This window comes from Caballeronia udeis, from assembly GCF_044909315.1.
GTDB lineage: Bacteria > Pseudomonadota > Gammaproteobacteria > Burkholderiales > Burkholderiaceae > Caballeronia > Caballeronia udeis_A.
Map to the genome: position 1 here is coordinate 140,246 of NZ_JBIYEB010000022.1, position 21,722 is coordinate 161,967.

Sequence of the window (21,722 nt, forward strand, 5' to 3'; positions counted from 1 at the left end):
ATCTTCCAACTTGACTTAGATATACGTTTACGCAAACATAGTTTAACGAAATCGTTTTCGATACAGTGAGAACACCATGACCCAAATCGATAGTGAAGTGTCCATGATCCGAGAAACCGCCCGTCGCTTCGTGCGCAATCGGCTCGGTCCTCTTGAGCAGCAAATCGAAACAGATGACGACGTAAGCACGGAGTTGCTTGCGCAACTGCGCTCGGAGGTAGCAGCACTGGGCTTATACGGGTTCAACCTTCCTGAAAGTATTGGTGGGCCCGGTCTCTCGGCCGCTGCGAAGGTGGCCATTCTCGAGGAGCTCACACATACGTCGGTACCGCTGAGCGAGGTATTCGGTCATCTGCCGCTTCAACTGGCCCAGACCAATGATCGCCAGCGAGCCGAGCTTTTGCCGGACATTTTGTCGGGTAAGAAGATTGTCACGTATGCGTTGACCGAGCCTAACGCGGGATCCGATCTCAGCGGACTTCGCGCGAGGGCGGAGAGAGTGGCGGGGGGATGGTTACTCAACGGAAGCAAGCACTTCATCTCGCACGCGGAGACGGCCGACTACATTATCGTGCTCGCTGTCACCGCCCCGTCGGCAGTGCTGAAGCACAAGCTCACTACGTTTATTGTTCGCCGTGGCAATCCGGGTGTCGTCAGCATGACCCGGTATCGGAAGATGGGGTGGCGTGGATATCACCTTAACGGGTTCACGCTTGAAGACTGCTTCGTCCCTGACGAAGACCTGCTTGGCGAGCCTGACGCGGGTTTTCTTGGAATGATGCAGTCGATCAATCAGGACCGGCTGCTGTCTGCCAGCCGCTCGCTCGGCCTCTCTGCGCGCGCCCAGTCAATGGCTTGCGAGTACGCGCTCGAGCGCAAGGCATTTGGAGCGAACCTTGCGCAACACCAGGGGATCCAGTTCATGATCGCCGACAACGATGTGGAAATCGAAGCAGCGCGAATGCTGATCCGCGTGGCGGCGGAGATGATTGAAGGCGGGGATCCGCAGGCGCACGTCGCGGCATGCCGTGCGAAGCTTTATGCGAGCGAGATGGGCTGCCGCGTAACGGATCGCGTGCTCCAGATATTCGGGGGAATGGGCTACATGACGGAACTCCCCATCGAACGATTTTATCGTGATGCAAGGGCATTCCGGATTGGTGAAGGCACGTCGGAAATGCAGCGTATTCAAATCGCACGCGCTGCCTTTGCTGTGACCGGAGGTCGTCATGGCCTTTGATTTGCTCGAATCGGGCGACCCTGATCTTGTCGCGGTGCATCATGGCGAAAGAACATTCACCCGCGGCGAATTGCGGATCGCGTCGCGACGGGCCGCTTCTTTTCTTCATGCGCTTGGCATCAGACGAGGCGACACCATCGCCGTATGGTTGCCGGACGGAGGCGTATGGCTGCAGCTTTTCTTCGCGGCGGCGCAGCTCGGCGTGTTGATGGTGCCGGTCAGTACGCGATTCAAGCTGCAGGAAGCCCGGCACGTTCTCGACACTGCGAAACCACGCGTACTTGTGGTGCCGCAAAGCTTTCTGGATTTCGACTACGCGGGCGCGGGCCTTGAGATCCAGGCGTCGAGCGATGCATTGCAGCACGTTATTGAGGTGTCGCAATTCGATGGTTTCGAGTGGGGTGAGTTCGAGCCTTATGTGCACTGGCACGGCCAGGACACCGATCTGTTGTGCACCTTTACGACGTCTGGAACAACCGGCCGTCCCAAGCTTGCTGTTCACACGGCAGACGGGATTGCACGGCATGCGCGCAACGTCGGGCGAATCAACGACATGCGCGTGGGCGACGTAGCGCTCTGCGCACTTCCCCTTTATGGTGTGCTTGGATTTGTTCAGGCAATCGCGGCGCTCGCCTCAGGGGCCGCTTGCGTGTTGTTGCCGGTCTTCAAGGCAGATGCCGCGGCCGCAGCCATCGAGCGGCATCGCGTGACGCACTTTTTTGGGTCGGACGCCATGATGGAGATGGTGCTCAATGCCGGAGACTACTCGTTGGCCACGTGGCGACGCGGCGCCTTCGCGGAATATGCAAATCTCGGCCAAAGCGTCATTTCCAAGGCGTGGGCAGCTTGGGGGGTACGCCTGACCGGCCTGTACGGCATGTCCGAATGTTTCGCGATGACCGCGATTCGCGACCCCGAGGGAGATGAACAGCAGAGGGGGTTGCCGGGAGGGTCCCCCGTTTCTTCCGAGATCTCGTTTCGCATTGTCGATCCCGCCAGCGGAGCCATATTGCCTGACGGGCAGCAGGGGGAATTGCAGTTGCGTGGCTATAACGTGATGGCAGGCTACCTGAACAATCCTTCAGCGACCGCAGAAGCCCTGACCGCGGAGGGCTGGTTCCGGACCGGGGACCTCGCCTATGCCGAGGGCGGCACGTTTTGCTACTCGGCCAGGATACGAGACAGCTTGCGTCTGCGAGGCTACCTGGTCGACCCGGTCGAGATAGAGACTTTCCTCGTGCAACATCCGGGTGTTCAGGCAGCGCAGGTGGTAGGGGTTCATCTCGACGGTGAAGGCGACGTGGCCGTTGCTTTTGTGTGCCGCTCAACAACGGCTGTTACGGAACACGAACTAATTGCCTACTGCAAGCAGGGCATCGCCGGCTTCAAGGTGCCGCGCCGCATCCTGCCGGTGGAATCATTTCCGCAGCAGGAAGGTCCGAACGGAGTCAAGATCCTGAAGAACGTGTTGCGGGACGTGGCCTCGCAGTGCCTTGGTCCTGTTCAAACCGTATCGGTAACCCGGGAGATTAATCATGAAGCAAGCTGAAATCCGCTCAGACATCGCTTGGGCCACACCAACAAAGGTGGTCGTTCACGGTCTGGACCTGTGCGAAGACATTGTGGGCAAGATCGACTTTGGTCAGATGGCGTTTCTGCAATTGTTCGCCCGACTGCCCGACGAGCGCGAATTGCGAATGTTCAACGCAATGATGGTCATTCTTGTCGAACACGGCATTACGCCCTCGTCGCTGGCAACGCGCATGACCTATGCCGGTGCACCCGAAGCGGTTCAGGCGGCGGTGGCGGCGGGCTTGTTGGGACTGGGATCGGTATTCGTCGGGTCGCTCGACAACGCAGCGCGGCTGTTGCAGGAGTCACTGCCCGACCCCGGGAACGTGCCGGACATCGACGCACTTGCCCGGGAGATCGTTGACGACTATCGCGCGCGCAAGGAGATTGTGCCGGGAATAGGGCATCCGTTTCACAAGCCGATCGATCCCCGTGCGCCTGCACTGTTCAAGGTCGCGCAAGAGACTGGATATGACGGACCCTACATTCGCCTGATGACGGCGATCGGAAATGAAGCCGAGCGGCAGCTCAAGCGTTCTTTGCCGGTGAACGTCACAGGGGCAATGGCCGCAGTCGCGTCCGAAATGGGTATTGGCTGGCAGATTTGCCGGGGACTGGCGGTCGCCGCACGTTCGGTTGGGCTGGTGGGGCACATCCTGGAGGAAATGCGTCAGCCAATTGCCACGAAGCTCTATTTGCGCACCGAACAAGAAGCCAGTGCGCATCTGATCCCAAAGGAGCATCAGGAGGGCCTATGAGCGCATCCGAGCCGGGCGGGATGCCGTCAACAGAACGCGTGATAGCGCCATGCGGTGACTATCGATTCTGGACTGAAGAGAAGTTGAGGAATGCCGATACCGATCAGTTCAGGCACATCAACAACGCCGTCATCGCGACGTTTTTCGAGGCGGCGCGCATGGAGATCCTTGCGCCGCCCTCAATTCGCAAGCTGATGGGCGGGGCGAACCTGGCGGTAGTCAAGCTGCTGATCGAGTTCAGTGCCGAGTTGCATTTTCCGGGACGCGTGCGGGTGGGAAGCACGATTGTCGAGGTAGGAAACACATCGTTCAGGGCACGGCAAGGTTTGTTTGCGGGAGTGGATAAGAACTTTTGTGCGAAGGCAGAAGCCGTGTGCGTCCTGGTTCATGCCGAGACTGGACGTCCGCATCCGATCACACCGGAATTGAGAGCGTATCTTTTGAACGATAACGGTAAGGATACCTTCACATGAATGAGAGTAAGGTTTTGTACGAGCGGCGGGGAAATCTCGCGCTCCTGACACTGAATGACCCGGGTCGCCGCAATGCGCTGTCACGGGAGATTGTCCGCGGACTGTCCGGCGCGTTGGACAAGGCGTCGAACGAAGGCGTACGCGCGGTCGTGATTGCCGGGTCCGGACCTGCATTTTGTGCCGGCGCCAATATCGACGATCTTCGGGACGGATGGATGGAAAGTCCGCATCCGGATGAAGATCCGGCGGTCATGTTCAAGCGTATCGCCGAGTTTGATCGACCTGTGGTGGCTGCGGTTCATGGCGCCGCGGTGGGCGGCGGGATGGAACTTACGCTTGCGTGCGATCTCGTCGTGGCAGCCGAATCGGCGTGGTTTTTCATGCCCGAGCTGGGTCACGGCGTGATTCCGAATACCGGCCTCGCGTTGCTCTCTCGCGTGGTTGGCCTTCGCCGGGCATCGGAATTGATATTGACCCGACGGCGCGTGTCCGCGGAGGAATCGCTGGACATCGGACTTGTTAACCGCGTTGTGCACGGGGACAAAGTGGTCGACGCGGCGCTATCCCTGGCTGAACAAATTGTGGAGTCCGTGCCGCCGGGGGCGCTGAAGGCCGCCAAGCTTAATCTGCACGCGCACGCGGCCATTGACTGGAACCGCGTGCTGAAGTCGCCACTGGATGTTCCAAAGCAAGAGTGGAAGGAGGGGCTCACCGCCTTCAATGAAAAGAGAGCGCCCGAGTACGGGCGCTTTTGGGAAGACACCAAACACCAGATCAAAGGAGCAAACCTTGATAGTTGACCTTCATGCTCACGCGCTCGATGAGCAGTTCATTCACGACCTCTCGAAGACACCTGTAGCCGGGCTTCGCGCTGAACACGGAGACGACGGCTATTGGGTGATTCGCCGGCAAGGCGATGACAGGAAGAGTTCGATCGATCCGAACCTGCACGACCTTCCCAAGCGGCTCGAGAGCCTGCGCAAACGCGATGTGGGGCTCCAGTTGTTTGCGCCCCCGCCGTTCATGCTGGCGTGGCCCGGCGGTGCTTCAGGCGTGGAACTGGTTCGTGCGTTGAACATCGCGAGTCATCGCATTGCGGCGCAATCCGGCGGCCGGATGGAGATGCTGGCCGTATTGGCCCTTGGGGAGCCCGAGGTTGCCGCGCAGGAACTGCAGCGCGCGGTGGATGAGCACGGAGTACGCGGCGTCATGATGCCGAGCTCCGCCGGAGGGAAGCCTCTCGATGATCCGGAGTTCGCGCCTTTGTTCACGCTGATCGAGAAACTCGGCCTTGTTATTTTCATGCATCCGACTTCCGCGGTTACATCGGAACGGTTTGGAATGTACGGGGTGCACGTGCTTATCGGCTGGCCGTTTGAAACCACGCTGGCCGTGACTCGCATGATTTTCGAAGGACAGCTTGAGCGTCATCCGACGCTCAAGCTGGTGCTTGCACACGGTGGCGGGAACCTGATGTTCTTGCGAGGCCGTCTGGACTCGGCCTATGAGGCGACTGGCTGGGAGGCCGATCCGTATTTTCGCAAGAACATTACCCGGCGGCCGAGCGAATACCTTGACCGTCTTTACTACGATACCTGCGCACTAAGCGAAGACAGTAACCGCTTCACGATCCAGGCAATGGGCGCGGAGCGGGTGGTGTTCGGTTCAGATTATCCGTTCGATATTGGCGATCCCGAGGGCCGGCGTACGGTACCCGTGGTCGATGCGCTGCCTGAGGCGCAACGGCAGATGATCTACAGCGGCAACGCGCTACGGTTGCTCGAAGGCGCAGGCCGCGGCTAAGTCAATGCGGCATTTGAAGGAGAGTAAACGTGAAGGTGCTGGTTGCAGTGAAACGATCGGTAGACGCCAACGTGAAGGTCAGTGTGAAGCGGGACAAAACGGGCGTCGACCTTGCGAATGTAAAGATGTCGATGAACCCGTTCGACGAGATCGCCATGGAGGAAGCCGTGCGCTTGCGGGAAGCGGGCGTCGCCACCGAGGTGATCGCCGTGTCGGCAGGTGTCGCGCAATGTCAGGAAACGCTGCGCACGGCGCTGGCTATTGGCGCGGACCGCGCAATCCTCATCGAGTCGAATGAGGACCTGCAGCCGCTGGCTGTAACGAAACTGCTCAAGGCGGTGGTCGACCGCGAACAGCCGCAGTTGATCATCCTGGGCAAGCAGGCGATTGATGACGACTCGAACCAGACGGGCCAGATGCTGGCGGCACTCGCAAGGGTGCCGCAGGCGACGTTTGCTTCAAGGCTCACGATTGCCGACAGCCGGGCAACGGTTACGCGCGAGGTGGACGGCGGCGCGGAGACGCTCGCGCTGACGCTACCGGCGGTGGTGACAACGGATCTTCGTCTGAACGAGCCGCGCTACGTGACGCTGCCCAACATCATGAAGGCCAGGAAAAAGCCATTGGAAACCCTGAAGCCCGAAGACCTGGGCGTTGATGTCACGCCGCGCCTGAAGACGCTGCAGGTCAGCGAGCCGCCCAGGCGATCCGCTGGCGTGAAGGTGGCGGACGTGAAGACGCTGGTCGAGAAGCTGAAAACCGAAGCGAAGGTGCTTTGATTAACGGATACGCGGAGACGAATGACATGCCGGTTCTGGTAATTGCTGAACATGACGGTGCATCGCTTAAGGCGGCAACCTTGAATACGATTGGGGCGGCCGCCGTCATAGCGACATTCACCAATCAACCGATTCACGTGCTTGTTGCTGGATACGGTGCGCTCGCTGCGGCAGAGGCGGCGGGGAGGGTTGCAGGTGTCGGAAAGGTGCTGCTCGCTGACGCCGCGCAATTGGCCGACGGTCTCGCGGAGAACGTCGAAGCGACCGTGCTGAACATTGCAATGGACTACTCGCATATCCTTTTACCCGCTACTGCCTACGGCAAGAACATCGCACCGCGCATTGCGGCGCGACTCGACGTGGCACAGATCAGCGACATCATCTCGGTCGTTGCGCCCGACACGTTCGAGCGGCCGATTTATGCGGGCAATGCCGTGGCGCGGGTGCAGTCAAACGACCCGGTGAAAGTGGTCACGGTTCGTGCGACGGGTTTTGATCTGGCCGCATCGGTTGGCGGCAGTGCGTCGGTGGAGGAAATTGAGGCAACCGTTGATGCGGGCCTCTCGCAATTCGTGAGCCGCGAAGTGACGAAGCTGGACCGTCCGGAATTGACGTCGGCGGCCGTTATTGTGTCGGGAGGCCGGGGTCTCGGCAGCGGCGAGAACTACAAGGCAGTGCTGGAACCGCTGGCGGACCGACTCGGCGCGGCAATGGGTGCGTCACGCGCCGCTGTCGACGCGGGCTATGCACCCAACGATTCCCAGGTCGGTCAGACGGGCAAGATCGTCGCGCCGGAGTTGTACGTAGCGGTAGGCATCTCCGGTGCGATCCAGCATTTGGCCGGTATGAAAGACTCCAAGGTCATTGTCGCGATCAACAAGGATGCAGAGGCGCCAATTTTCAGCGTCGCGGACTATGGTCTGGTTGGTGACCTGTTTGATTGCGTTCCTTCGCTAGTCCGCGAATTGAACGCATAGGTCAGGTTAGACGGCCCTGAAAAACGGTAATGAGCTATCAGGGCATGCACGCAACGGGTTCGACCGGTGCACAACTCACGGCCGCGATACAGCATGCATGCCGGACGGATCAGATGCAGTGCAGCGCGCTCAGCGTGGTCTTGACCGCCTCGTCCCAGGGCGTGTGCGGTTCCTCGCCAAGCGTAGTCACCAGCGAAGCATTCTCCATGCGTATGGGCTCCTTCCACAAATAGCGCATCTCCCGCATTTCGCGAAACATCTCGGAGAATGGCGACATGAGCGGAAGGATCCACCACGGGAACGCGCGCACCTTCACTGCGGGCTGGCCGACCGAGCGTTTGATTGCGCCGATCATCCGCGTGCCGTCTGCGTCCCAATGCCCCTGCATGTGAAACGCCGCGAACACGGGTAGTCTGTCTTCCTGCTCGATCAGGCGCACCATGGTTCGCGCTACGTCGGGCACATAGGCCCACTGATGTCCAACGCCGGACTTGCCCGGGTAGAACATGGCGCGAACGGGTTTGCCCGGTTTGACGAGGCCCGCTGAAAACCAGCTATTGCCGGTACTGCCAGGGCCGAAAAAATCACCTGCCCGGACAACGAGACTGCGTATGCCCTTCGAGCTTGCTGCCTGCAGGCGGCGCTCCAACTCGGCGCGGATTGCGCCCTTATGCGTGAGCGGTTCCTGAGGCGACGATTCGCGTAACACAGGGAATGCGTTCGGGCCATAGTTATAGACTGTGCCGGGCAGCACGATCCTCGCGCCTGATGCCTGCGCCGCGGTGATGGTGTTGTCGATCATGGGGAGCACGAGTTCGGCCCAGTTGCGATATCCCGGTGGATTGACCGCGTGGAGAATGAACTGCACGCCGTCCGCGGCTTCAATCACGTCCTGACGATTCATCGCGTCGCCCTTGATCCATTCGAATCGATCGTCGCGGTTAGTCAGCGCCATGGGGTTACGATGCAACGCGCGTACCTTCCAGCCACGCGCAGCAAGTTGCCGCGCCACTTCGCCACCTATGCCGCCGGTCGCTCCCAAAACCAATGCCGTGCGAATGTCTGTCATGTTTGCCTCCTGATGTCATGGCGATTATTCTTGCGCAGGCGGCAGTTAAATGAAATTATCGATACAAATGGAGCTGATATACATTTTTGTATGACTGACACTGAACCTGGCTGGGACCTCTACCGGACTTTCCTGGGCGTCGTGCGCGAGGGTTCGCTCTCGGGGGCGGCGCGTGCGCTGGGACTGACTCAGCCTACGGTAGGGCGTCATGTGGACGCGCTTGAGCAAATCATGGGTTATGCGCTTTTTATCCGTACGCAACAGGGCCTTAGCCCTACGCAGGAAGCACTGGCATTGAAGCCGTTTGCCGAAGCGCTGGAATCGAACAGTGCTGCGCTATTGCGGGCCGCATCGAGTCAGGGTGTGGGAGTCCGCGGCACCATCCGCATCACTGCCAGCGACGTCATTAGCGTGGAAGTGCTGCCGCCTATCATCACTGCGCTGCACGCCGCTTACCCTGAACTGGTCATTGAACTGATGCCGTCCAACCGCATTGAAGACCTGCTGCAGCGCGAAGCGGATATAGCGGTCCGGATGCAGCGGCCCAGCCAGGGCGTGTTGATTGCACGCCGGATAGGTGACGTCGAGCTTGGGCTCCACGCGCACAAGCGTTATCTGGAACGACGTGGCAAGCCGGAGAATATTGACGACCTTGCTAACCATGCGCTGATCGGTTTCGACAAGGAAACCGCGTTTATTCGCAGCATGAAACCCCAGCTACCGGAGATTCGCCGGGAAATGATGGCGTTACGCACGGACAGTGATCTGGCTTCGCTGGCAATGTTGCGGGCGGGTTTTGGTGTTGGCATGTGTCAGGTGGGGCTTGCACGCCGGGACCCTGATCTGATTCGTCTTTTCCCCAAGAAGATATCGCTTCGGCTGGATACCTGGCTTGCCATGCATGAAGACTTGCGCGACAACCCGAGTTGTAAGGCCGCGTTTGCCGCCCTGGCTAAGGGACTGGATGAATATGTTCACTCGGCCTAGGGAAAACGCATATTTCTTGACCAAGTCCCTAAGTCCCTAAGTCCCTAAGCCGCGAACTTTTTCCCAGCGGTCAGCCGACGGTTTCCAACTCGCGTTCGGCGGCGCTGGCGTCGAGAGAATGCGGCGCTTGCCGATATCCTCCCGTTGTCGCATCCCCATGCTGATTTTTCTTAAGGAAGTCGCCCGCTGTCGGACCTTAGCTGATGCCTTTCAACAGAAGCCTGGCTTCCAGGCCACCGTCGGGCCGGTTATGCAATGACAAGGCCGCGTCCATCGCCAAAGCGAGTTGCCGCGCAATCGCAAGGCCTAGCCCGGTGCCGCCGGTTCCCCGATTGCGCGATCCTTCCAGCCGATAGAACGGTTCGAACACCGCTTCCAGCGACTCAGCCGGAATACCCGGCCCGCGATCGAGCACTGAGACCGTCACGTGCCCATCCTGCGAGGCGGCGACCCTGATCTCGGCTGCGCCACCAAACTTCAACGCGTTATCCACCAGGTTGCCCACGATTCGGCGCAACGCCTGAGGGCGCGTCACCAGCGCAGTGTCAATTCGCCCTTGCAGCGAGACTTCCTTGCCGGCATCGACATAGTCGAACACGAGGCTGTCGAACAGCGCGTCCGGATCGATCCGGAGGGGCGCCTCACTGGCGCCGTGCATGGTGCGTGCGTACGTGACGCCTTCCTTGACCATCGTCTCCATCTCCTGCAGGTCCTGCTGCAGCTTTGCTCCCTCCGGGCTGTCGTCCATCACGTCGAGGCGCAGCCGCATGCGGGTAATCGGCGTTTGCAGGTCGTGCGAAATCGCCGCGAGGATCTGCAGGCGCTCGGTCATGTATAGCCTGATTCGATCCTGCATGGCGTTGAACGCCCGCGCCGCGCGCGCCACTTCGTCCGGTCCGTCTTCGGGCAGGCGCTCCGCCTTCAGGTCGGGGCCCAGGGTATCGGCCGCTCGCGCCAAGTGACTCAGTGGGCGTGTCGCCAGCCGTACCGCCAGCCAGCAGCAGGCGGCCAGCACTACCAGTTGCAGGATGAGCAGCCACGACAACCACGGCGACAGTGGCGCGCCCGGCATGGGGCGGTAGTCGATTGTCAGGGGTGTGCCGTCACTCAGCTGCAGATGGACTTGCAGGCGCTCGGGTTCACCCGGGACGGCATTGACCGTTAGCGGATAGCGCTTGCCAATGCCGTCTGCGATGGATTGAGCCACCCTCGCTGATAGCTGTGCGTTCGGGGCGGCACCGGGAATGCCCGGGCCGAGAATGAAGCTATAGGTGCGCCGTGCCAGCCTTGGCAGCCATTCAGCACGTTCGTTGGCCGGCAGATGATCAAGGAGCGCGACGGAGCTGGTGACCTCGCGTTCGATGTAACCCACCATCACGTTGGTCATGGTCTGGTCCCGTTCCGTCACGGTGAGCCAGACCGAAAGCGTTTGCACCAGCGCAAGGCTGACAAAGAGAATCAGGGCGAGCCGCGCGAACAGCGTGCGCGGCCAGCGCAGCAACGCATTCAGTTTCATGGGTTGCCTTCGATCATGACCACGGCCGCTGAAAATACGTAACCTTCGCTGCGCAGCGTCTTGATGTAGCGCGGCTCGCGCGCTGTGTCCTGCAGGCGCTGCCGCAAGCGGCTGACCAGCAGATCGATCGAGCGGTCGAACGGATCGGCCTGGCGTCCCTGGGTCAGGTTGAGCAATTGATCCCGGGTGAGCACGCGCTGGGGATGATCGAGGAAGACGCGCAGCAAGCGATACTCCGCGCCGCTCAGGGCCACCATGGTGCCCTCGGCATCGAGCAGATGGCGTGCTGTAGTGTCGAGCCGCCAGTCGCCGAAGCGGATCATCGGTGCGGTTTCCGTCACCTGCATGCCGGGCGGCAGCATACGGGTGCGGCGCAACACGGAGCGGATGCGCGCCAGCAGTTCGCGCACTGCAAACGGCTTGGCCAGGTAATCGTCGGCGCCCATTTCCAGCCCGACAATGCGATCCGCCTCCTCGCTGCGGGCTGTCAGCATCAATACCGGCACCGCGCAAAACTTGCCGGCACGCAATTCCCGGCACAGCACGAGGCCGTCTTCGCCGGGCATCATCAGGTCAAGCACGATCAGATCAGGCGCACCTTGCTCAAGGACTGCGCGCATCTGGCGGCCGTTGGCGGCCAGTGAAACGCGCATGCCGTTCTTCTCGAGATAGGTGGCAAGCAGTTCGCGGATACCGCGATCGTCGTCGACGATCAGCACATGGTCGGTGTTTTCCATCAATGGATCAATCCCTCCGACGGTTGATGCGCACCTGGTTCACGTTGACAAGCGAGCAGCGTACCGGGTGCACCAGCTCTGCTGCCAACCCGCCCGCCAGGAAGGCGAGAATTGCCATGAGTCGTCTCATGCCTCCTCCACCAAGGACAGGCTGGCGCCATTCGCGACGCCGGCTTCCAGCGTATACGGGTCGATACCGTCCAGGCAACCCACGTTGACACGCCACAGCCGCGGATCCGTACGCGTCTTGTGGAACGGGTAAATGCCGCAATGCTTGCAGAAGTAATGCTTCGCCGTGCGCGTATTGAACTGGTAGAGCGTTAGCGCTTCCTCACCCTGCAGGATCATCAGTTCGGCCGCGGCGAACGCCGGCGTCATCAGCGCGCCCTTGCGCCGGCACAGGCTGCAATTGCAACGCGCAGCAGGGACGACGGCAGTACGGACTTCAAATTTCACGGTCCCGCAATGACAGGATCCGCGCAGCAGTTCGGTATTCATGTGGCTCTCCGCAATAGGCATGGCTGCTTTATAGCCCCTGCTTTATAGCCCAATAAACGCGACGCTTTGTATCGCAATGTATCTGGACGGTCTCCTGACATACAACATTGCACCCAAGCCGCCTTGGCGACACAAACGGGATACATCCGCGCAGTCCAATACGCTCATGCCAAGCGTTATCGCCAATCGGAGATTTTATGTCGGACAACACCGTTCGCCAATCGTCGTCTCGCCGTCGTTTTGTCAGTGTCGCCGCGGCGACCGTTGCCGCCGGCTCATTGAGTCAGCTCGCCTTTGCAGAACCTGACCAGGCAGTCACCGAGGTTGCCCAATCGACGAGCGGCGACAAGACCGCCATTCGTCCACTTCGTGTCCACGTGCCGGAGTCGCAACTGATCGATTTGCGAAGACACATCAAAGCGACCAGGTGGCCTGAGAACTATCAGGCACCGCGGAGTTGGACGGAGCGGGCGTATCACAACCGTATCTATTACAACCGGGTGGATAAAGGCGGGCACTTCGCCGCATGGGAACAGCCGCAGTTATTTGCAGAGGAGGTTCGGGCGGGCTTGAGACCACTGCGCACATGACGAACCATATGCCCGTTGCCGGCCGACCGTTCACCTCAGCGTGATGGGCGCAACAATCTATCGGCCCCTGCCAAATGATTTGACCGATGCAGGAGGACGACGGGACAAACCGGCATCCGGTGCGTTGTAGGCAACGAACAACCGGCACACGGCCTGTGCGTCGGAACAAGCATGGAGCTGCTCCCGGAAGTGGTGGTCGCAGAAGCGCTGCGCTACATCGGCCAGCAGATGCAGATGCGTGCTGTTTGCCGATTCCGGGACCAATAGCACGACGAGCTCGCTGACCGGATTTCCGTCGGGCGCATCAAACGGAATCGGTGCCGCCGGACGGACATACAATGCCATGGCCCGACGCAGCCCCTTGATCTGGCCGTGCGGAACGGCGACCCCCTGACCCAGCGCGGTCGAGCCTAACGATTCGCGTGCCTCAAGGCCCGCAACCACGGTCGCCGCAGGCAACCCGAATTGTTGTTCACAGAAATGGCCAAGGTCCGCGAAAAGCGACTCGCGGCTAGTGGCCCCCAGACCGAGCAGGACATGATCCCGGGTGAGCAGTTGCGCGAGGGCGTTTCCAGGAGTCGTATCGTCTGATTGACCGGTCGGGCCGACACTCGGAGGAGACACGGGATGCATCAAATCCCGCCAGGCCACGGTGGGAGTTTGAGGGATCTCAAACAGTTGCCCCAGTTCGGCATCCGGCGCCAGATGCGCGACTCGCTGGATCGCTCCGCTCACAGCCTCCCTCGGGAGATAGAGCGACAGACGGACGCGGTCCGTTCCGTACAAAGGCACAAGGCGAATGGTCCACGGCTGCCCGGCGCAATCACGGATCAGAGCCTGACGCAGCGGTGTGGCGTGTTGCGCGTCAAGCGTGATGTGCATCATCACATTGCGGCCGGGTGCGCGAGGTGGCCGGTGCTGGACCGGAGCCTTGCCCGATGAGAGTAGCGCCCGCAGGGCCGCCAATGTGTGCGTCATACCGCCCCCGTTTTTCGTTGCCTGTTTCAAGGCTAGCAAAACCGGCGTTAAGGTTTCGTAAAAAATTCCGAAAAAAGTCGCTGTCTCAACAATCGAAATCAACCTTGCGGAAGGGGGCAGACCCTACAGGCCGACCAGAGCCGGATTCAGTTCTATGTAAAGAACCACGAGCCATCGTTTGGGACAGCTGGCCGCGATATGCGGTGCCCGGTTTGCAGCGTCGACGCGTGCTATGTAGCCTCTGTCGCGAGCGAAAAGATACGCTCGCCGGGCATCTGCCTGAAACCAGAAGCCCACCATTGCACACGTCGTGAAGCTGAATACGGTAGCCGTGACAGGCGGCAAGCCGGGATTGATCTGTTGCGCGACATACATGAACACGGAGTTCAGGAGTTCATTGATAGCGCCGGCGATCAGAATGACTTTGACCGCTCCCCTCATGCGCATGACCCACTTCGTGGGCACCATTGTTCTTTCGAACAGGCCCGACGGTCCTTGATTGTGCTGTTTTACGGTTGCGTCATGCCGTCCCTGGCCTTTAGTTGCTGTGCGCTGCTTGGACATGAAATCTCCGGCGTCGTCGGTCCATTGAAGTATAGGATTCCTTCTTTATAGCAGGAAAAAATCCGTCGCTACCCGACGTTTACGCCGAATGTACGCAAACCCCATCGGCTTTTACACCGTTTTTATTCGCGACGTCCCGCGCCTCGAAACGCGCTCGGAAACCCTGCGTTCTATACGCGCGAATTGTGTTTTTTAACAGGACATTTACGCCCGATCCTATAGGCTTCGTTTGATGCAATCGAATGGAACTCGAAGCAAATCATCATGACGTTAGAAGATGTCTCAACAATCATTCACGTCGGGCAAGCCGCGCGCCCGCCAGAGGTTTCAAACGCGGTGAACCCATTGACTACTTCGCGCGCAGCCGGTCGCCGCGCGCAGCGGAGTTGATCATGGTGTCCGGAATATGGTTGCCTGTTGTCACGCCGTTCAAGGATGGACAAGTCGACGTCGATGCGCTCCAGCGCCTTGCGGAGCGTTACCTGAGCCAGGAGATCAACGGGTTCGTCGCACTGGGAACGACCGGAGAAGCGGCGCTGCTCGATCACAGCGAACGGCATAAAGTCCTGCGCTCCCTGTTCGAGGTGATCGGGACGCGCCTGACGGTGGTGGTGGGTGTCGGCGGCATGAATACGCGCGACATGGTGCAGGAAATCCGCGAACTGGAACGCTGGGATATCGGCGGGTACCTGGTCTCTGCGCCAGCCTATATCTGCCCGGATCAAAACGGCATTCGCTGGCACTTCGACGAGGTGGCGAACGTCACCGAACGGCCCATCATTTTGTACGACGTGCCACATCGAACCGGCGTTTCGATCGAGACAAGCACGGTTGAGCGTCTTGTCGAACGTGCCAATATCGTCGCCATCAAGGCGTGCGTGCCGGCGACTTTCCAAAAACTTGGCCAACTGCCGATCAGCTTGCTGTGCGGCAACGACGACGCCTATCTCGACTGCCTGATCGCCGGCGGATCGGGCGGCATCCTGACGAGCGCCCATCTTTTCGCCGATGTTCTTGCCGAGATCCATGAACGGGTTCTATCGGAGAGAACCGACGATGCCGTTGCGTTTTTCGAAGCGCTCAAGCCGGTCATCAAGCTCCTGTTCAGTGCGCCCAATCCAGCCGGCGTGAAGGCGGCGCTGGCACTGGACGGCCTGATTGGAAGCGAGACTCGCCTGCCGATCATGGAAGCGTCAGTCACGCTCAAAGAGCAACTCCGGATCGCACTCGATGCCTGCACCCGGCAGCTTGCGGTCATGGCCTGAACGCGGCCTTTCTCCCTTTTAAATATCCGGTTTCTGTTTGCGCCCGGTCGAAGCTTCGACCGGGAGGCAAGCGGCTTTAAGCGCGCTCAGCGCCGCAATACATGGAGTTGTCAATATGAATAAATCCCTGAATACGTCTTTCCTGGCCGCTGCTTTATCCGCGGGTTGTGTGGTTTCAGCCCATGCACAAAGCAGTGTGACGCTGTATGGCGTAATCGATGCCGGCCTTATCTACACGAACAACCAGGGCGGCCACAGCGCCTGGCAGGAAACGAGTTCCGCAACTGAAAACACCGTCTTCGGACTTAAAGGCGCAGAAGACCTGGGCGGCGGCCTTCAGGCTGTATTCAAGCTCGAGAACGGTTTCAACCTGAACAACGGTACGCAGTTCAACAGCGGTGATGCCTTCGGTGAACAAGCGTACGTGGGCTTGCAAAGCAGTCAGTTCGGCACCGTGCTGCTCGGCCGTCAGTTCGATTCGGTGAATGACTATCTCGGCCCGTTATCGGCGGCAGGCAGCGGTTATGGCGGCAATCTTTCGGCGCATCCATTCAACAACGATAACCTCGCGGCGGACTCGCTGAGCCTGAACAACACAGTCAAGTACGTCAGTACGTCCTATGCGGGTGTCACGTTCGGCGGCGCGTATTCGTTCAGCAACAATGCAAACAGTTTCTCGAACAATCGTGCCTATGGTTTTGGTGCGACCTATGCGCATGGTCCGTTCAACGTGGCAGCAGCCTATCTGCAGATGAACAATGCGGGCGGCGGTGTGTTGGGCACGAATCCCAATGGCGCGGTGTCACTAGCCGATGGCAGCGCGGATTTCGTCGCAGCGCGTCAGCGGATCTGGGGCGTGGGCGGTAACTATGCCTTTGGCCCGGCGACTGTCGGTTTGCTGTGGACGCATTCGCAGATCGACAATATGGCTAGCGTATTTGCCGGTAGCGCGGGAAATGTGGCGCTGAACGGTGGCTTGCGCTTGAACAACTACGAGGTCAATGCGCGTTATGCGTTGACCCCTGCCTTGAGCCTGGCAGGCGCCTATACCTTCACTGACGGCGCATACAGCACGGGTGGCACGTCGTCATCGCCGAGGTGGCATGAGGTGACGCTGCAGACAGATTACTCGCTCAGCAAGCGTACCGACTTGTATGCGGAAGGCGTCTATCAGCACGTTAGTGGCGGTGCTGCCGGCTCGGTGCTTGACAGCGCCACCATCAACACGCTGTCGCCTTCGTCGACAAACAGTCAGGTCGCTGTCACTGTCGGCGTCAAGCACACGTTCTGAGACTGCGTGATGACGTTGAAGGACCGCTGTTCATCGGGGGAGTGCAACTCTCCCGATGAACAGCGCTTTTTTGCAGGTTCGCCGCTGCCGCTGGAACAGCACGTTTAGTCGCCGAGCAGTTTTACGACCCGGCCATTTGAACATTCCTATAGACGTTGTTTCAATACGCCCGGATATCCGGACGCCGGCGGATGGCGCACATCTTCAGTGTTGAGTTGCGTTGGCCGAAATGACATTTGCGGCCGAGTTGTCGAGGAGTTTGAACTTCGCCAGTACCTTTGCGTAGGTACCGTCCGTCACCGCATCACGAAGCGCCGCGGCAACCTGATCACGCAACTCGTCCGCTCCTTTCGGAAACCCGATTGCGATCCGGGAAGACGGCAGCGGCTGGCCGATCCGCACGTAGGTTCCCGGTTGAAGATCCATGGTGTACGGTACGGACTCGCTGCTCTGAACGATGGCGTCCACTCGCCCCTGTTGCAATTCCAGCCTCGCGGCCTGCGTGCCATCGGTCTCCTCCACCGCGACAGGAGGCCGGCTGGCGGCAACACAATGAGTGTCGCTCCAGCTTCGCATGATCTGTCCGAAACCGTTGCGCCGATTGGCGCCGAGCTTCTGACCGCACAGGTCAGTCAGTGTTTTGATCGGCTTATGGCCTGCAAGCGTATAAGCCTGAATGCCGGAAAGAAGATAGTCGACATAGTCGAGTTGACTCCGTGAGCCCGGCTCATCCAGCAAGCTAAACGCCAGATCGACTCGCCTGGTTACCAGTGCGGGAATAGCCTGCTCGTAAGACACGTCTTGCCATATAACCGGACGGTGCAGTTTTTTCGCGACGTAGTTTGCCAGGTCGACATCCACGCCGACGAGCTCCCCGGTTTCCGGAACGCGATACGCTATTGGCGGGAACGATGCGAACAGCGCTATCCGCAGAGGGGGTGCTGTCTGAGCCATGACCGCGACCGGCAGCAAGGTGAGGCAGATTGCCAGCGCGTGCTTCAGGGTTTTCCGCCAGATACCCTGAACTTTCATAAGACGATGCCGGGTTGCCATTGCCGTCGCTGTCGTCAACGCAGTATGCACACGCGTTCGTGCTTCTTCTAAAACAAACGTCATGCCCGATCCCTACAAAGCGAATGAATTGTCAGAAGGGCCAACGCGAGGCGGCCCCGGCCCCTCTCATGCATGAACCAAAAACGATTTCCGGCCGTTGAGTTCGCTCTACTGTACGCATCCAGTTTTTCTTCTTGTAGCGAGAATTAAATTCAGTTCAGGTGAAATTTCTCTCAGCATCTCTTTGCAACTCTTCAGAAACCGTCCATTTCCGCCACGTATCCGTGCGGAATTTTCTATCAGAAACACAATCCTATGATGAGAATTTTTCCGCGCTGCACACCTCTAAGGTGTTCCAAGCGGAATATGTAAATGGACTACGCATCGATACAACCTGCGTTGACCATCCTGTTGCGCAACCGCCCGCCCGGCACCACTGCCGACATCAACAACCGGACGGTTGCCTACTGGGACGGCCATGAGATCAGGGCCATTCACTTACGGCATGACAAAAGCGGCCGGCTGGACGAAGATTTCGACTTCGACGAGCGCACAATCAACCAACTGCATGCAGATCTGGTCGAGTGGATGGCCGCACCTCGTTATACGGTACGCCCTGAACTCGCGGACTGGCTAAAGGCCGCGCCTACGTTCAACGTGGGCGGCCCGGCAGCAACGGGCACCGGCTCGCGCAGCGCGTCCTCGTCTGCTCGCTGATACGCTTGGGGTCTGTGCATCGAGTTCATTGCGTTGCGGGAATCCGGCCTCGTGAGGTCGCAGATGGAACACCAGGTAGATACGCTTGTGATAGGCGCCGGGCCTGCGGGCCTTGCGGTTGCTGCGTGCCTGAAGAAGCGGGGAGCGTCCTGCATCATTGTGGATCGGGCGGCCGAGGTCGGTTCGAGCTGGCGCCATCACTATGACCGGCTGCACCTTCACTCCGACCGCGACCGTTCGACCCTGCCTTATCTTTCATTTCCGGCTGGCACCCCACGTTATCCGTCGCGCGAGCAGGTGATTGAGTATCTCGAACGGTATGCGCGGCATTTCGAGCTTGTACCGCATTTCAACGAAGAGGTCAGGACTGTACGGCCACACGACTCCGGGTGGATCACGACCACACCGGCCAGCGTCTACCATTCGCGGCGGGTGGTCGTGGCCACCGGCTATAACGCCGTTCCCTACCTGCCACGGTGGCGCGGGCAGGAGCGCTTCGATGGCCCCATGTTGCACAGCAGCGAATATCGCAACGGCGAATCATTCCGCGGCCAGAGCGTTCTGGTCGTCGGCTTCGGCAACAGTGGCGGAGAGATAGCGATCGATCTCCACGAACACGGGGCGCGAGTGGCAATAGCGGTGCGCGGGCCGGTGAACGTTGTCCCTCGCGAGATCTTCGGTATCCCCATACTCGCAATCTCCATCGTGTTGAGCCGCCTTCCCGCCCGGCTCGCCGACGCGCTGGCGGCCCCACTTGTGCGGCTCAGCATTGGAGACATCGCCCGGCTGGGTTTCCGCAAGCTCCCGATGGGTCCGTTTACGCAAATCAAGACCACGAGAAGAATCCCGCTCCTCGACATTGGTACAGTTAAACTGATCCGCGAGGGCCATATCGAGGTGTTCGGAGACATCCGGGAAATGGGGGAGACCCAGGTGACGTTTGATGACGGGCGTTCGCGGGACTTTGACGCAGTCGTTGCCGCGACCGGGTTTCACCCACGAAGCGATTATTTCCTGGCGCCGCAGGGCGATATCCTCGATGTTGAGCAAGCGCGGCAGCCAGGCAGCGGCGAGAAAAAATCCGGGCTGCATTACTGTGGGTTTATCGTCTCGGCGACCGGTATGCTGCGCGAAATCGGTATTGAGGCACAACGGGTTGCAGACGAAATAACACGTATCGAGCACCACTCAGGGGAGACGCGATGAGCAACGACATGTACGAAGAGGGATTGAATAAAACCGCTGCCAACTTCGCAGCCCTGACGCCCTTGAGCTTCATCGAACGCGCGGCCGCGGTTTATCCGAACATGCCGGCCATTTCGCACGGCGCGGTGCGACGTGACTGGGCGCAGACCTATGCACGCACACGGCGTCTGGCCTCCGCGTTGAGCACCAGGGGCATTGGCGTTGGCGATACGGTCGCTGCCATGCTGCCTAACATTCCCGAGATGGTCGAGGCTCATTTCGGTATCCCGATGATTGGCGCGGTCCTTAATACGCTCAACACACGACTCGATGCAACTACGCTCGCGTTCATGCTGAATCATGGCGAAGCAAAAGCGGTGCTGGTCGACCGCGAATTCTCCGCCGTGATGCGCGAGGCGATCGCGAATGTGGACCGGCCGATTCTGGTGATCGATGTCGACGATTCGGAATATGCCGGACCGGGCGAGCGGATTGGCGAACTCGACTACGAAGCGCTGCTGGCAAGCGGCGATCCTGAATTCGAATGGGCGCCGCCATCCGATGAGTGGAATGCGATCTGCCTGAACTACACATCCGGGACAACAGGATCTCCGAAGGGCGTCGTGTATCACCATCGCGGGGCCTACACCAACGCGGTCAGCAATATCCTTGAATGGGACATGCCGAAGCACGCGGTGTACCTGTGGACGCTGCCAATGTTCCATTGCAACGGCTGGTGTTTTCCGTGGACCGTGGCCGCGCGGGCGGGCGTCAACGTGTGCTTGCGCAAGGTCGATGCGAAAACGATCTTCGACCTGATTCGCCGCGAGCGGGTGACGCATTATTGCGGCGCACCGATCGTACATGGCCTGCTGGTCAATGCTTCCGATGAATTGAAAGCCGGGATCGGGCACCGTGTCCACGCCATGGTCGCCGGCGCGGCGCCGCCTGCGTCAATGATCGAAGGAATGGAGCGGCTCGGCTTCGATCTGACGCATGTGTACGGCTTGACCGAGGTTTATGGCCCGGCGACCGTGTGCGCGCAGCAAGCGCAATGGAGTACGCTCGACATAGGTGAACGCGCGCGCCTGAATGCGCGGCAGGGCGTGCGTTATCACTTGCAGGACGCCGTGACGGTCCGCGATCCTGACACACTGCAGGCAGTGCCGGCGGATGGGGAGACAATCGGCGAGATCATGTTTCGCGGCAACATCATGATGAAGGGTTACCTGAAGAACCCGGCCGCCACGCAGGAAGCGTTTCGCGGCGGCTGGTTTCATACCGGGGACCTGGCGGTCGCCAGTCGGGATGGCTACGTGCGGATCAAGGACCGCAGCAAGGACATCATCATTTCAGGCGGCGAGAATATTTCAAGCATCGAGATTGAAGATGTGCTGTATCGCCATCCAGCGGTACTCGCGGCCGCCGTCGTTGCCAAGCCGGACCCGCGTTGGGGTGAGACGCCTTGCGCTTTCGTCGAGTTGAAGGCGGGTGCAACGACAAGCGCCGCGGAATTGGTCGCGCATTGCAGAGCCCATCTCGCCAGTTTCAAAGTGCCGCGTTCGGTGGAGTTCTGCGAGTTGCCGAAGACATCGACCGGCAAGATACAGAAGTTCGAACTGCGCAAGCGCGCCGGGTCGGTCGCGGCCATCGACGTATGACGGAGGCGA

Annotated in this window: 22 protein-coding genes and 2 pseudogenes; 16 read left to right on the forward strand and 8 right to left on the reverse strand. The window is 59.8% G+C overall.

Features of this window, described 5'->3' with window-relative positions:
* Nucleotides 1-76 precede the first annotated feature (76 nt).
* The 8 genes from ABH944_RS30085 to ABH944_RS30120 are packed head-to-tail and all read left to right on the forward strand — an operon-like array spanning nucleotide 77 to nucleotide 7,602.
* Nucleotides 77-1,240: an acyl-CoA dehydrogenase family protein gene (locus tag ABH944_RS30085; protein ID WP_404610912.1), complete on the forward strand. Its 1,164-nt coding sequence runs from the start codon at nucleotides 77-79 to the stop codon at nucleotides 1,238-1,240.
* A complete protein-coding gene (locus ABH944_RS30090) occupies nucleotides 1,230-2,789 on the forward strand; it encodes an AMP-binding protein (RefSeq protein WP_404610913.1) in 1,560 nt (519 codons plus the stop codon). The genes ABH944_RS30085 and ABH944_RS30090 overlap by 11 nt, the downstream gene beginning before the upstream one ends.
* Nucleotides 2,776-3,570, forward strand: coding sequence for a citryl-CoA lyase (locus ABH944_RS30095; RefSeq protein WP_404610915.1), 795 nt, complete (start codon nucleotides 2,776-2,778; stop codon nucleotides 3,568-3,570). Before ABH944_RS30090 ends, ABH944_RS30095 begins: the two co-directional genes overlap by 14 nt.
* Nucleotides 3,567-4,043, forward strand: a complete 477-nt coding sequence (locus ABH944_RS30100; protein WP_404610916.1) for an acyl-CoA thioesterase — start codon at nucleotides 3,567-3,569, stop codon at nucleotides 4,041-4,043. The genes ABH944_RS30095 and ABH944_RS30100 overlap by 4 nt, the downstream gene beginning before the upstream one ends.
* Nucleotides 4,040-4,843: an enoyl-CoA hydratase/isomerase family protein gene (locus ABH944_RS30105; RefSeq protein WP_404610917.1), complete on the forward strand. Its 804-nt coding sequence runs from the start codon at nucleotides 4,040-4,042 to the stop codon at nucleotides 4,841-4,843. Before ABH944_RS30100 ends, ABH944_RS30105 begins: the two co-directional genes overlap by 4 nt.
* Nucleotides 4,833-5,846: an amidohydrolase family protein gene (locus tag ABH944_RS30110; RefSeq protein WP_404610918.1), complete on the forward strand. Its 1,014-nt coding sequence runs from the start codon at nucleotides 4,833-4,835 to the stop codon at nucleotides 5,844-5,846. Before ABH944_RS30105 ends, ABH944_RS30110 begins: the two co-directional genes overlap by 11 nt.
* A 29-nt stretch (nucleotides 5,847-5,875) precedes the next feature.
* A complete protein-coding gene (locus ABH944_RS30115; protein WP_404610919.1) occupies nucleotides 5,876-6,625 on the forward strand; it encodes an electron transfer flavoprotein subunit beta/FixA family protein in 750 nt (249 codons plus the stop codon).
* A 26-nt stretch (nucleotides 6,626-6,651) separates the two neighbouring features.
* Complete coding sequence (locus tag ABH944_RS30120; RefSeq protein WP_404610920.1) at nucleotides 6,652-7,602, forward strand: electron transfer flavoprotein subunit alpha/FixB family protein; 951 nt, start codon at nucleotides 6,652-6,654, stop codon at nucleotides 7,600-7,602.
* A 109-nt stretch (nucleotides 7,603-7,711) separates the two neighbouring features.
* Here ABH944_RS30120 and ABH944_RS30125 read toward each other — a convergent pair whose 3' ends face one another.
* Nucleotides 7,712-8,671, reverse strand: coding sequence for an SDR family oxidoreductase (locus ABH944_RS30125; protein WP_404610921.1), 960 nt, complete (start codon nucleotides 8,669-8,671; stop codon nucleotides 7,712-7,714).
* Between the two features lie 90 nt (nucleotides 8,672-8,761).
* On the opposite strand from ABH944_RS30125, the gene ABH944_RS30130 reads away from it, so the two are divergent.
* Complete coding sequence (locus ABH944_RS30130) at nucleotides 8,762-9,658, forward strand: LysR family transcriptional regulator (RefSeq protein WP_404610922.1); 897 nt, start codon at nucleotides 8,762-8,764, stop codon at nucleotides 9,656-9,658.
* A 196-nt stretch (nucleotides 9,659-9,854) separates the two neighbouring features.
* Here ABH944_RS30130 and ABH944_RS30135 read toward each other — a convergent pair whose 3' ends face one another.
* From ABH944_RS30135 to ABH944_RS30150, 4 genes are read right to left on the reverse strand one after another with little or no spacing between them, the layout of a single operon-like run.
* On the reverse strand, nucleotides 9,855-11,174 hold the full coding sequence (locus ABH944_RS30135; protein WP_404610923.1) for an ATP-binding protein: 1,320 nt from the start codon (nucleotides 11,172-11,174) through the stop codon (nucleotides 9,855-9,857).
* On the reverse strand, nucleotides 11,171-11,911 hold the full coding sequence (locus ABH944_RS30140; RefSeq protein WP_404610924.1) for a response regulator: 741 nt from the start codon (nucleotides 11,909-11,911) through the stop codon (nucleotides 11,171-11,173). The genes ABH944_RS30135 and ABH944_RS30140 overlap by 4 nt, the downstream gene beginning before the upstream one ends.
* Nucleotides 11,912-11,918: 7 nt before the next feature.
* Nucleotides 11,919-12,041 (reverse strand): hypothetical protein, encoded by a 123-nt coding sequence (locus ABH944_RS30145; RefSeq protein WP_404659578.1) that lies wholly within the window; start codon nucleotides 12,039-12,041, stop codon nucleotides 11,919-11,921.
* Entirely contained in the window at nucleotides 12,038-12,409 is a 372-nt protein-coding gene (locus ABH944_RS30150; protein ID WP_404610925.1) for a GFA family protein, read from the reverse strand. The genes ABH944_RS30145 and ABH944_RS30150 overlap by 4 nt, the downstream gene beginning before the upstream one ends.
* Before the next feature lie 197 nt (nucleotides 12,410-12,606).
* Between ABH944_RS30150 and ABH944_RS30155 the strand changes: the two are divergent.
* Together ABH944_RS30155 and ABH944_RS30160 are read left to right on the forward strand one after the other, a co-directional pair.
* Nucleotides 12,607-12,846 (forward strand): annotated as a pseudogene (locus tag ABH944_RS30155) (epoxide hydrolase); the annotation flags it as partial.
* A pseudogene (locus ABH944_RS30160) lies at nucleotides 12,838-12,999 on the forward strand (epoxide hydrolase); the annotation flags it as partial. The pseudogenes ABH944_RS30155 and ABH944_RS30160, both read left to right, overlap by 9 nt.
* Before the next feature lie 57 nt (nucleotides 13,000-13,056).
* On the opposite strand, the gene ABH944_RS30165 reads toward ABH944_RS30160, so the two are convergent.
* Nucleotides 13,057-13,977, reverse strand: a complete 921-nt coding sequence (locus tag ABH944_RS30165) for a PTS sugar transporter subunit IIA (RefSeq protein ID WP_404610926.1) — start codon at nucleotides 13,975-13,977, stop codon at nucleotides 13,057-13,059.
* A gap of 123 nt (nucleotides 13,978-14,100) precedes the next feature.
* Nucleotides 14,101-14,541, reverse strand: coding sequence for a hypothetical protein (locus tag ABH944_RS30170; RefSeq protein WP_404610927.1), 441 nt, complete (start codon nucleotides 14,539-14,541; stop codon nucleotides 14,101-14,103).
* 392 nt (nucleotides 14,542-14,933) lie between these two features.
* Here ABH944_RS30170 and dapA point away from each other — a divergent pair, with 392 nt between their 5' ends.
* Both dapA and ABH944_RS30180 read left to right on the forward strand, forming a co-directional pair.
* Nucleotides 14,934-15,806 carry a 4-hydroxy-tetrahydrodipicolinate synthase gene (gene dapA / locus ABH944_RS30175; RefSeq protein WP_404610928.1) on the forward strand — a complete coding sequence of 291 codons (873 nt, stop codon included), beginning with the start codon at nucleotides 14,934-14,936 and terminating at the stop codon, nucleotides 15,804-15,806.
* A 115-nt stretch (nucleotides 15,807-15,921) separates the two neighbouring features.
* Nucleotides 15,922-17,097, forward strand: coding sequence for a porin (locus ABH944_RS30180; RefSeq protein WP_404610929.1), 1,176 nt, complete (start codon nucleotides 15,922-15,924; stop codon nucleotides 17,095-17,097).
* Between the two features lie 204 nt (nucleotides 17,098-17,301).
* Here the strand turns inward: ABH944_RS30180 and ABH944_RS30185 are convergent, their stop codons facing one another.
* Nucleotides 17,302-18,213, reverse strand: a complete 912-nt coding sequence (locus tag ABH944_RS30185; RefSeq protein ID WP_404610930.1) for a transporter substrate-binding domain-containing protein — start codon at nucleotides 18,211-18,213, stop codon at nucleotides 17,302-17,304.
* Nucleotides 18,214-18,522: 309 nt separating this feature from the next.
* On the opposite strand from ABH944_RS30185, the gene ABH944_RS30190 reads away from it, so the two are divergent.
* The 3 genes from ABH944_RS30190 (at nucleotide 18,523) to ABH944_RS30200 (ending at nucleotide 21,713) form a co-directional block, all read left to right on the forward strand.
* Nucleotides 18,523-18,867, forward strand: coding sequence for a hypothetical protein (locus ABH944_RS30190; RefSeq protein WP_404610931.1), 345 nt, complete (start codon nucleotides 18,523-18,525; stop codon nucleotides 18,865-18,867).
* Between the two features lie 63 nt (nucleotides 18,868-18,930).
* The gene (locus tag ABH944_RS30195) at nucleotides 18,931-20,073 is read left to right on the forward strand and encodes a flavin-containing monooxygenase (protein WP_404610932.1); all 1,143 of its coding nucleotides are present in this window, start codon (nucleotides 18,931-18,933) and stop codon (nucleotides 20,071-20,073) included.
* Nucleotides 20,070-21,713, forward strand: coding sequence for an acyl-CoA synthetase (locus ABH944_RS30200; protein WP_404610933.1), 1,644 nt, complete (start codon nucleotides 20,070-20,072; stop codon nucleotides 21,711-21,713). The genes ABH944_RS30195 and ABH944_RS30200 overlap by 4 nt, the downstream gene beginning before the upstream one ends.
* Nucleotides 21,714-21,722 lie beyond the last annotated feature (9 nt).

What these genes read in the sequence shown, in the direction of transcription:
- ABH944_RS30190 (WP_404610931.1), top strand. Translation starts at nt 18,523, where the DNA reads ATGGACTACGCATCGATACAACCTGCGTTGACCATCCTGTTGCGCAAC.
- ABH944_RS30085 (WP_404610912.1), top strand. Translation starts at nt 77, where the DNA reads ATGACCCAAATCGATAGTGAAGTGTCCATGATCCGAGAAACCGCCCGT.
- ABH944_RS30090 (WP_404610913.1), top strand. Translation starts at nt 1,230, where the DNA reads ATGGCCTTTGATTTGCTCGAATCGGGCGACCCTGATCTTGTCGCGGTG.
- ABH944_RS30170 (WP_404610927.1), bottom strand. Translation starts at nt 14,541, where the DNA reads ATGTCCAAGCAGCGCACAGCAACTAAAGGCCAGGGACGGCATGACGCA.
- ABH944_RS30100 (WP_404610916.1), top strand. Translation starts at nt 3,567, where the DNA reads ATGAGCGCATCCGAGCCGGGCGGGATGCCGTCAACAGAACGCGTGATA.
- ABH944_RS30150 (WP_404610925.1), bottom strand. Translation starts at nt 12,409, where the DNA reads ATGAATACCGAACTGCTGCGCGGATCCTGTCATTGCGGGACCGTGAAA.
- ABH944_RS30135 (WP_404610923.1), bottom strand. Translation starts at nt 11,174, where the DNA reads ATGAAACTGAATGCGTTGCTGCGCTGGCCGCGCACGCTGTTCGCGCGG.
- ABH944_RS30145 (WP_404659578.1), bottom strand. Translation starts at nt 12,041, where the DNA reads ATGAGACGACTCATGGCAATTCTCGCCTTCCTGGCGGGCGGGTTGGCA.
- ABH944_RS30180 (WP_404610929.1), top strand. Translation starts at nt 15,922, where the DNA reads ATGAATAAATCCCTGAATACGTCTTTCCTGGCCGCTGCTTTATCCGCG.
- ABH944_RS30130 (WP_404610922.1), top strand. Translation starts at nt 8,762, where the DNA reads ATGACTGACACTGAACCTGGCTGGGACCTCTACCGGACTTTCCTGGGC.
- ABH944_RS30200 (WP_404610933.1), top strand. Translation starts at nt 20,070, where the DNA reads ATGAGCAACGACATGTACGAAGAGGGATTGAATAAAACCGCTGCCAAC.
- ABH944_RS30195 (WP_404610932.1), top strand. Translation starts at nt 18,931, where the DNA reads ATGGAACACCAGGTAGATACGCTTGTGATAGGCGCCGGGCCTGCGGGC.
- ABH944_RS30105 (WP_404610917.1), top strand. Translation starts at nt 4,040, where the DNA reads ATGAATGAGAGTAAGGTTTTGTACGAGCGGCGGGGAAATCTCGCGCTC.
- ABH944_RS30125 (WP_404610921.1), bottom strand. Translation starts at nt 8,671, where the DNA reads ATGACAGACATTCGCACGGCATTGGTTTTGGGAGCGACCGGCGGCATA.
- ABH944_RS30165 (WP_404610926.1), bottom strand. Translation starts at nt 13,977, where the DNA reads ATGACGCACACATTGGCGGCCCTGCGGGCGCTACTCTCATCGGGCAAG.
- dapA (WP_404610928.1), top strand. Translation starts at nt 14,934, where the DNA reads ATGGTGTCCGGAATATGGTTGCCTGTTGTCACGCCGTTCAAGGATGGA.
- ABH944_RS30185 (WP_404610930.1), bottom strand. Translation starts at nt 18,213, where the DNA reads ATGACGTTTGTTTTAGAAGAAGCACGAACGCGTGTGCATACTGCGTTG.
- ABH944_RS30095 (WP_404610915.1), top strand. Translation starts at nt 2,776, where the DNA reads ATGAAGCAAGCTGAAATCCGCTCAGACATCGCTTGGGCCACACCAACA.
- ABH944_RS30120 (WP_404610920.1), top strand. Translation starts at nt 6,652, where the DNA reads ATGCCGGTTCTGGTAATTGCTGAACATGACGGTGCATCGCTTAAGGCG.
- ABH944_RS30140 (WP_404610924.1), bottom strand. Translation starts at nt 11,911, where the DNA reads ATGGAAAACACCGACCATGTGCTGATCGTCGACGACGATCGCGGTATC.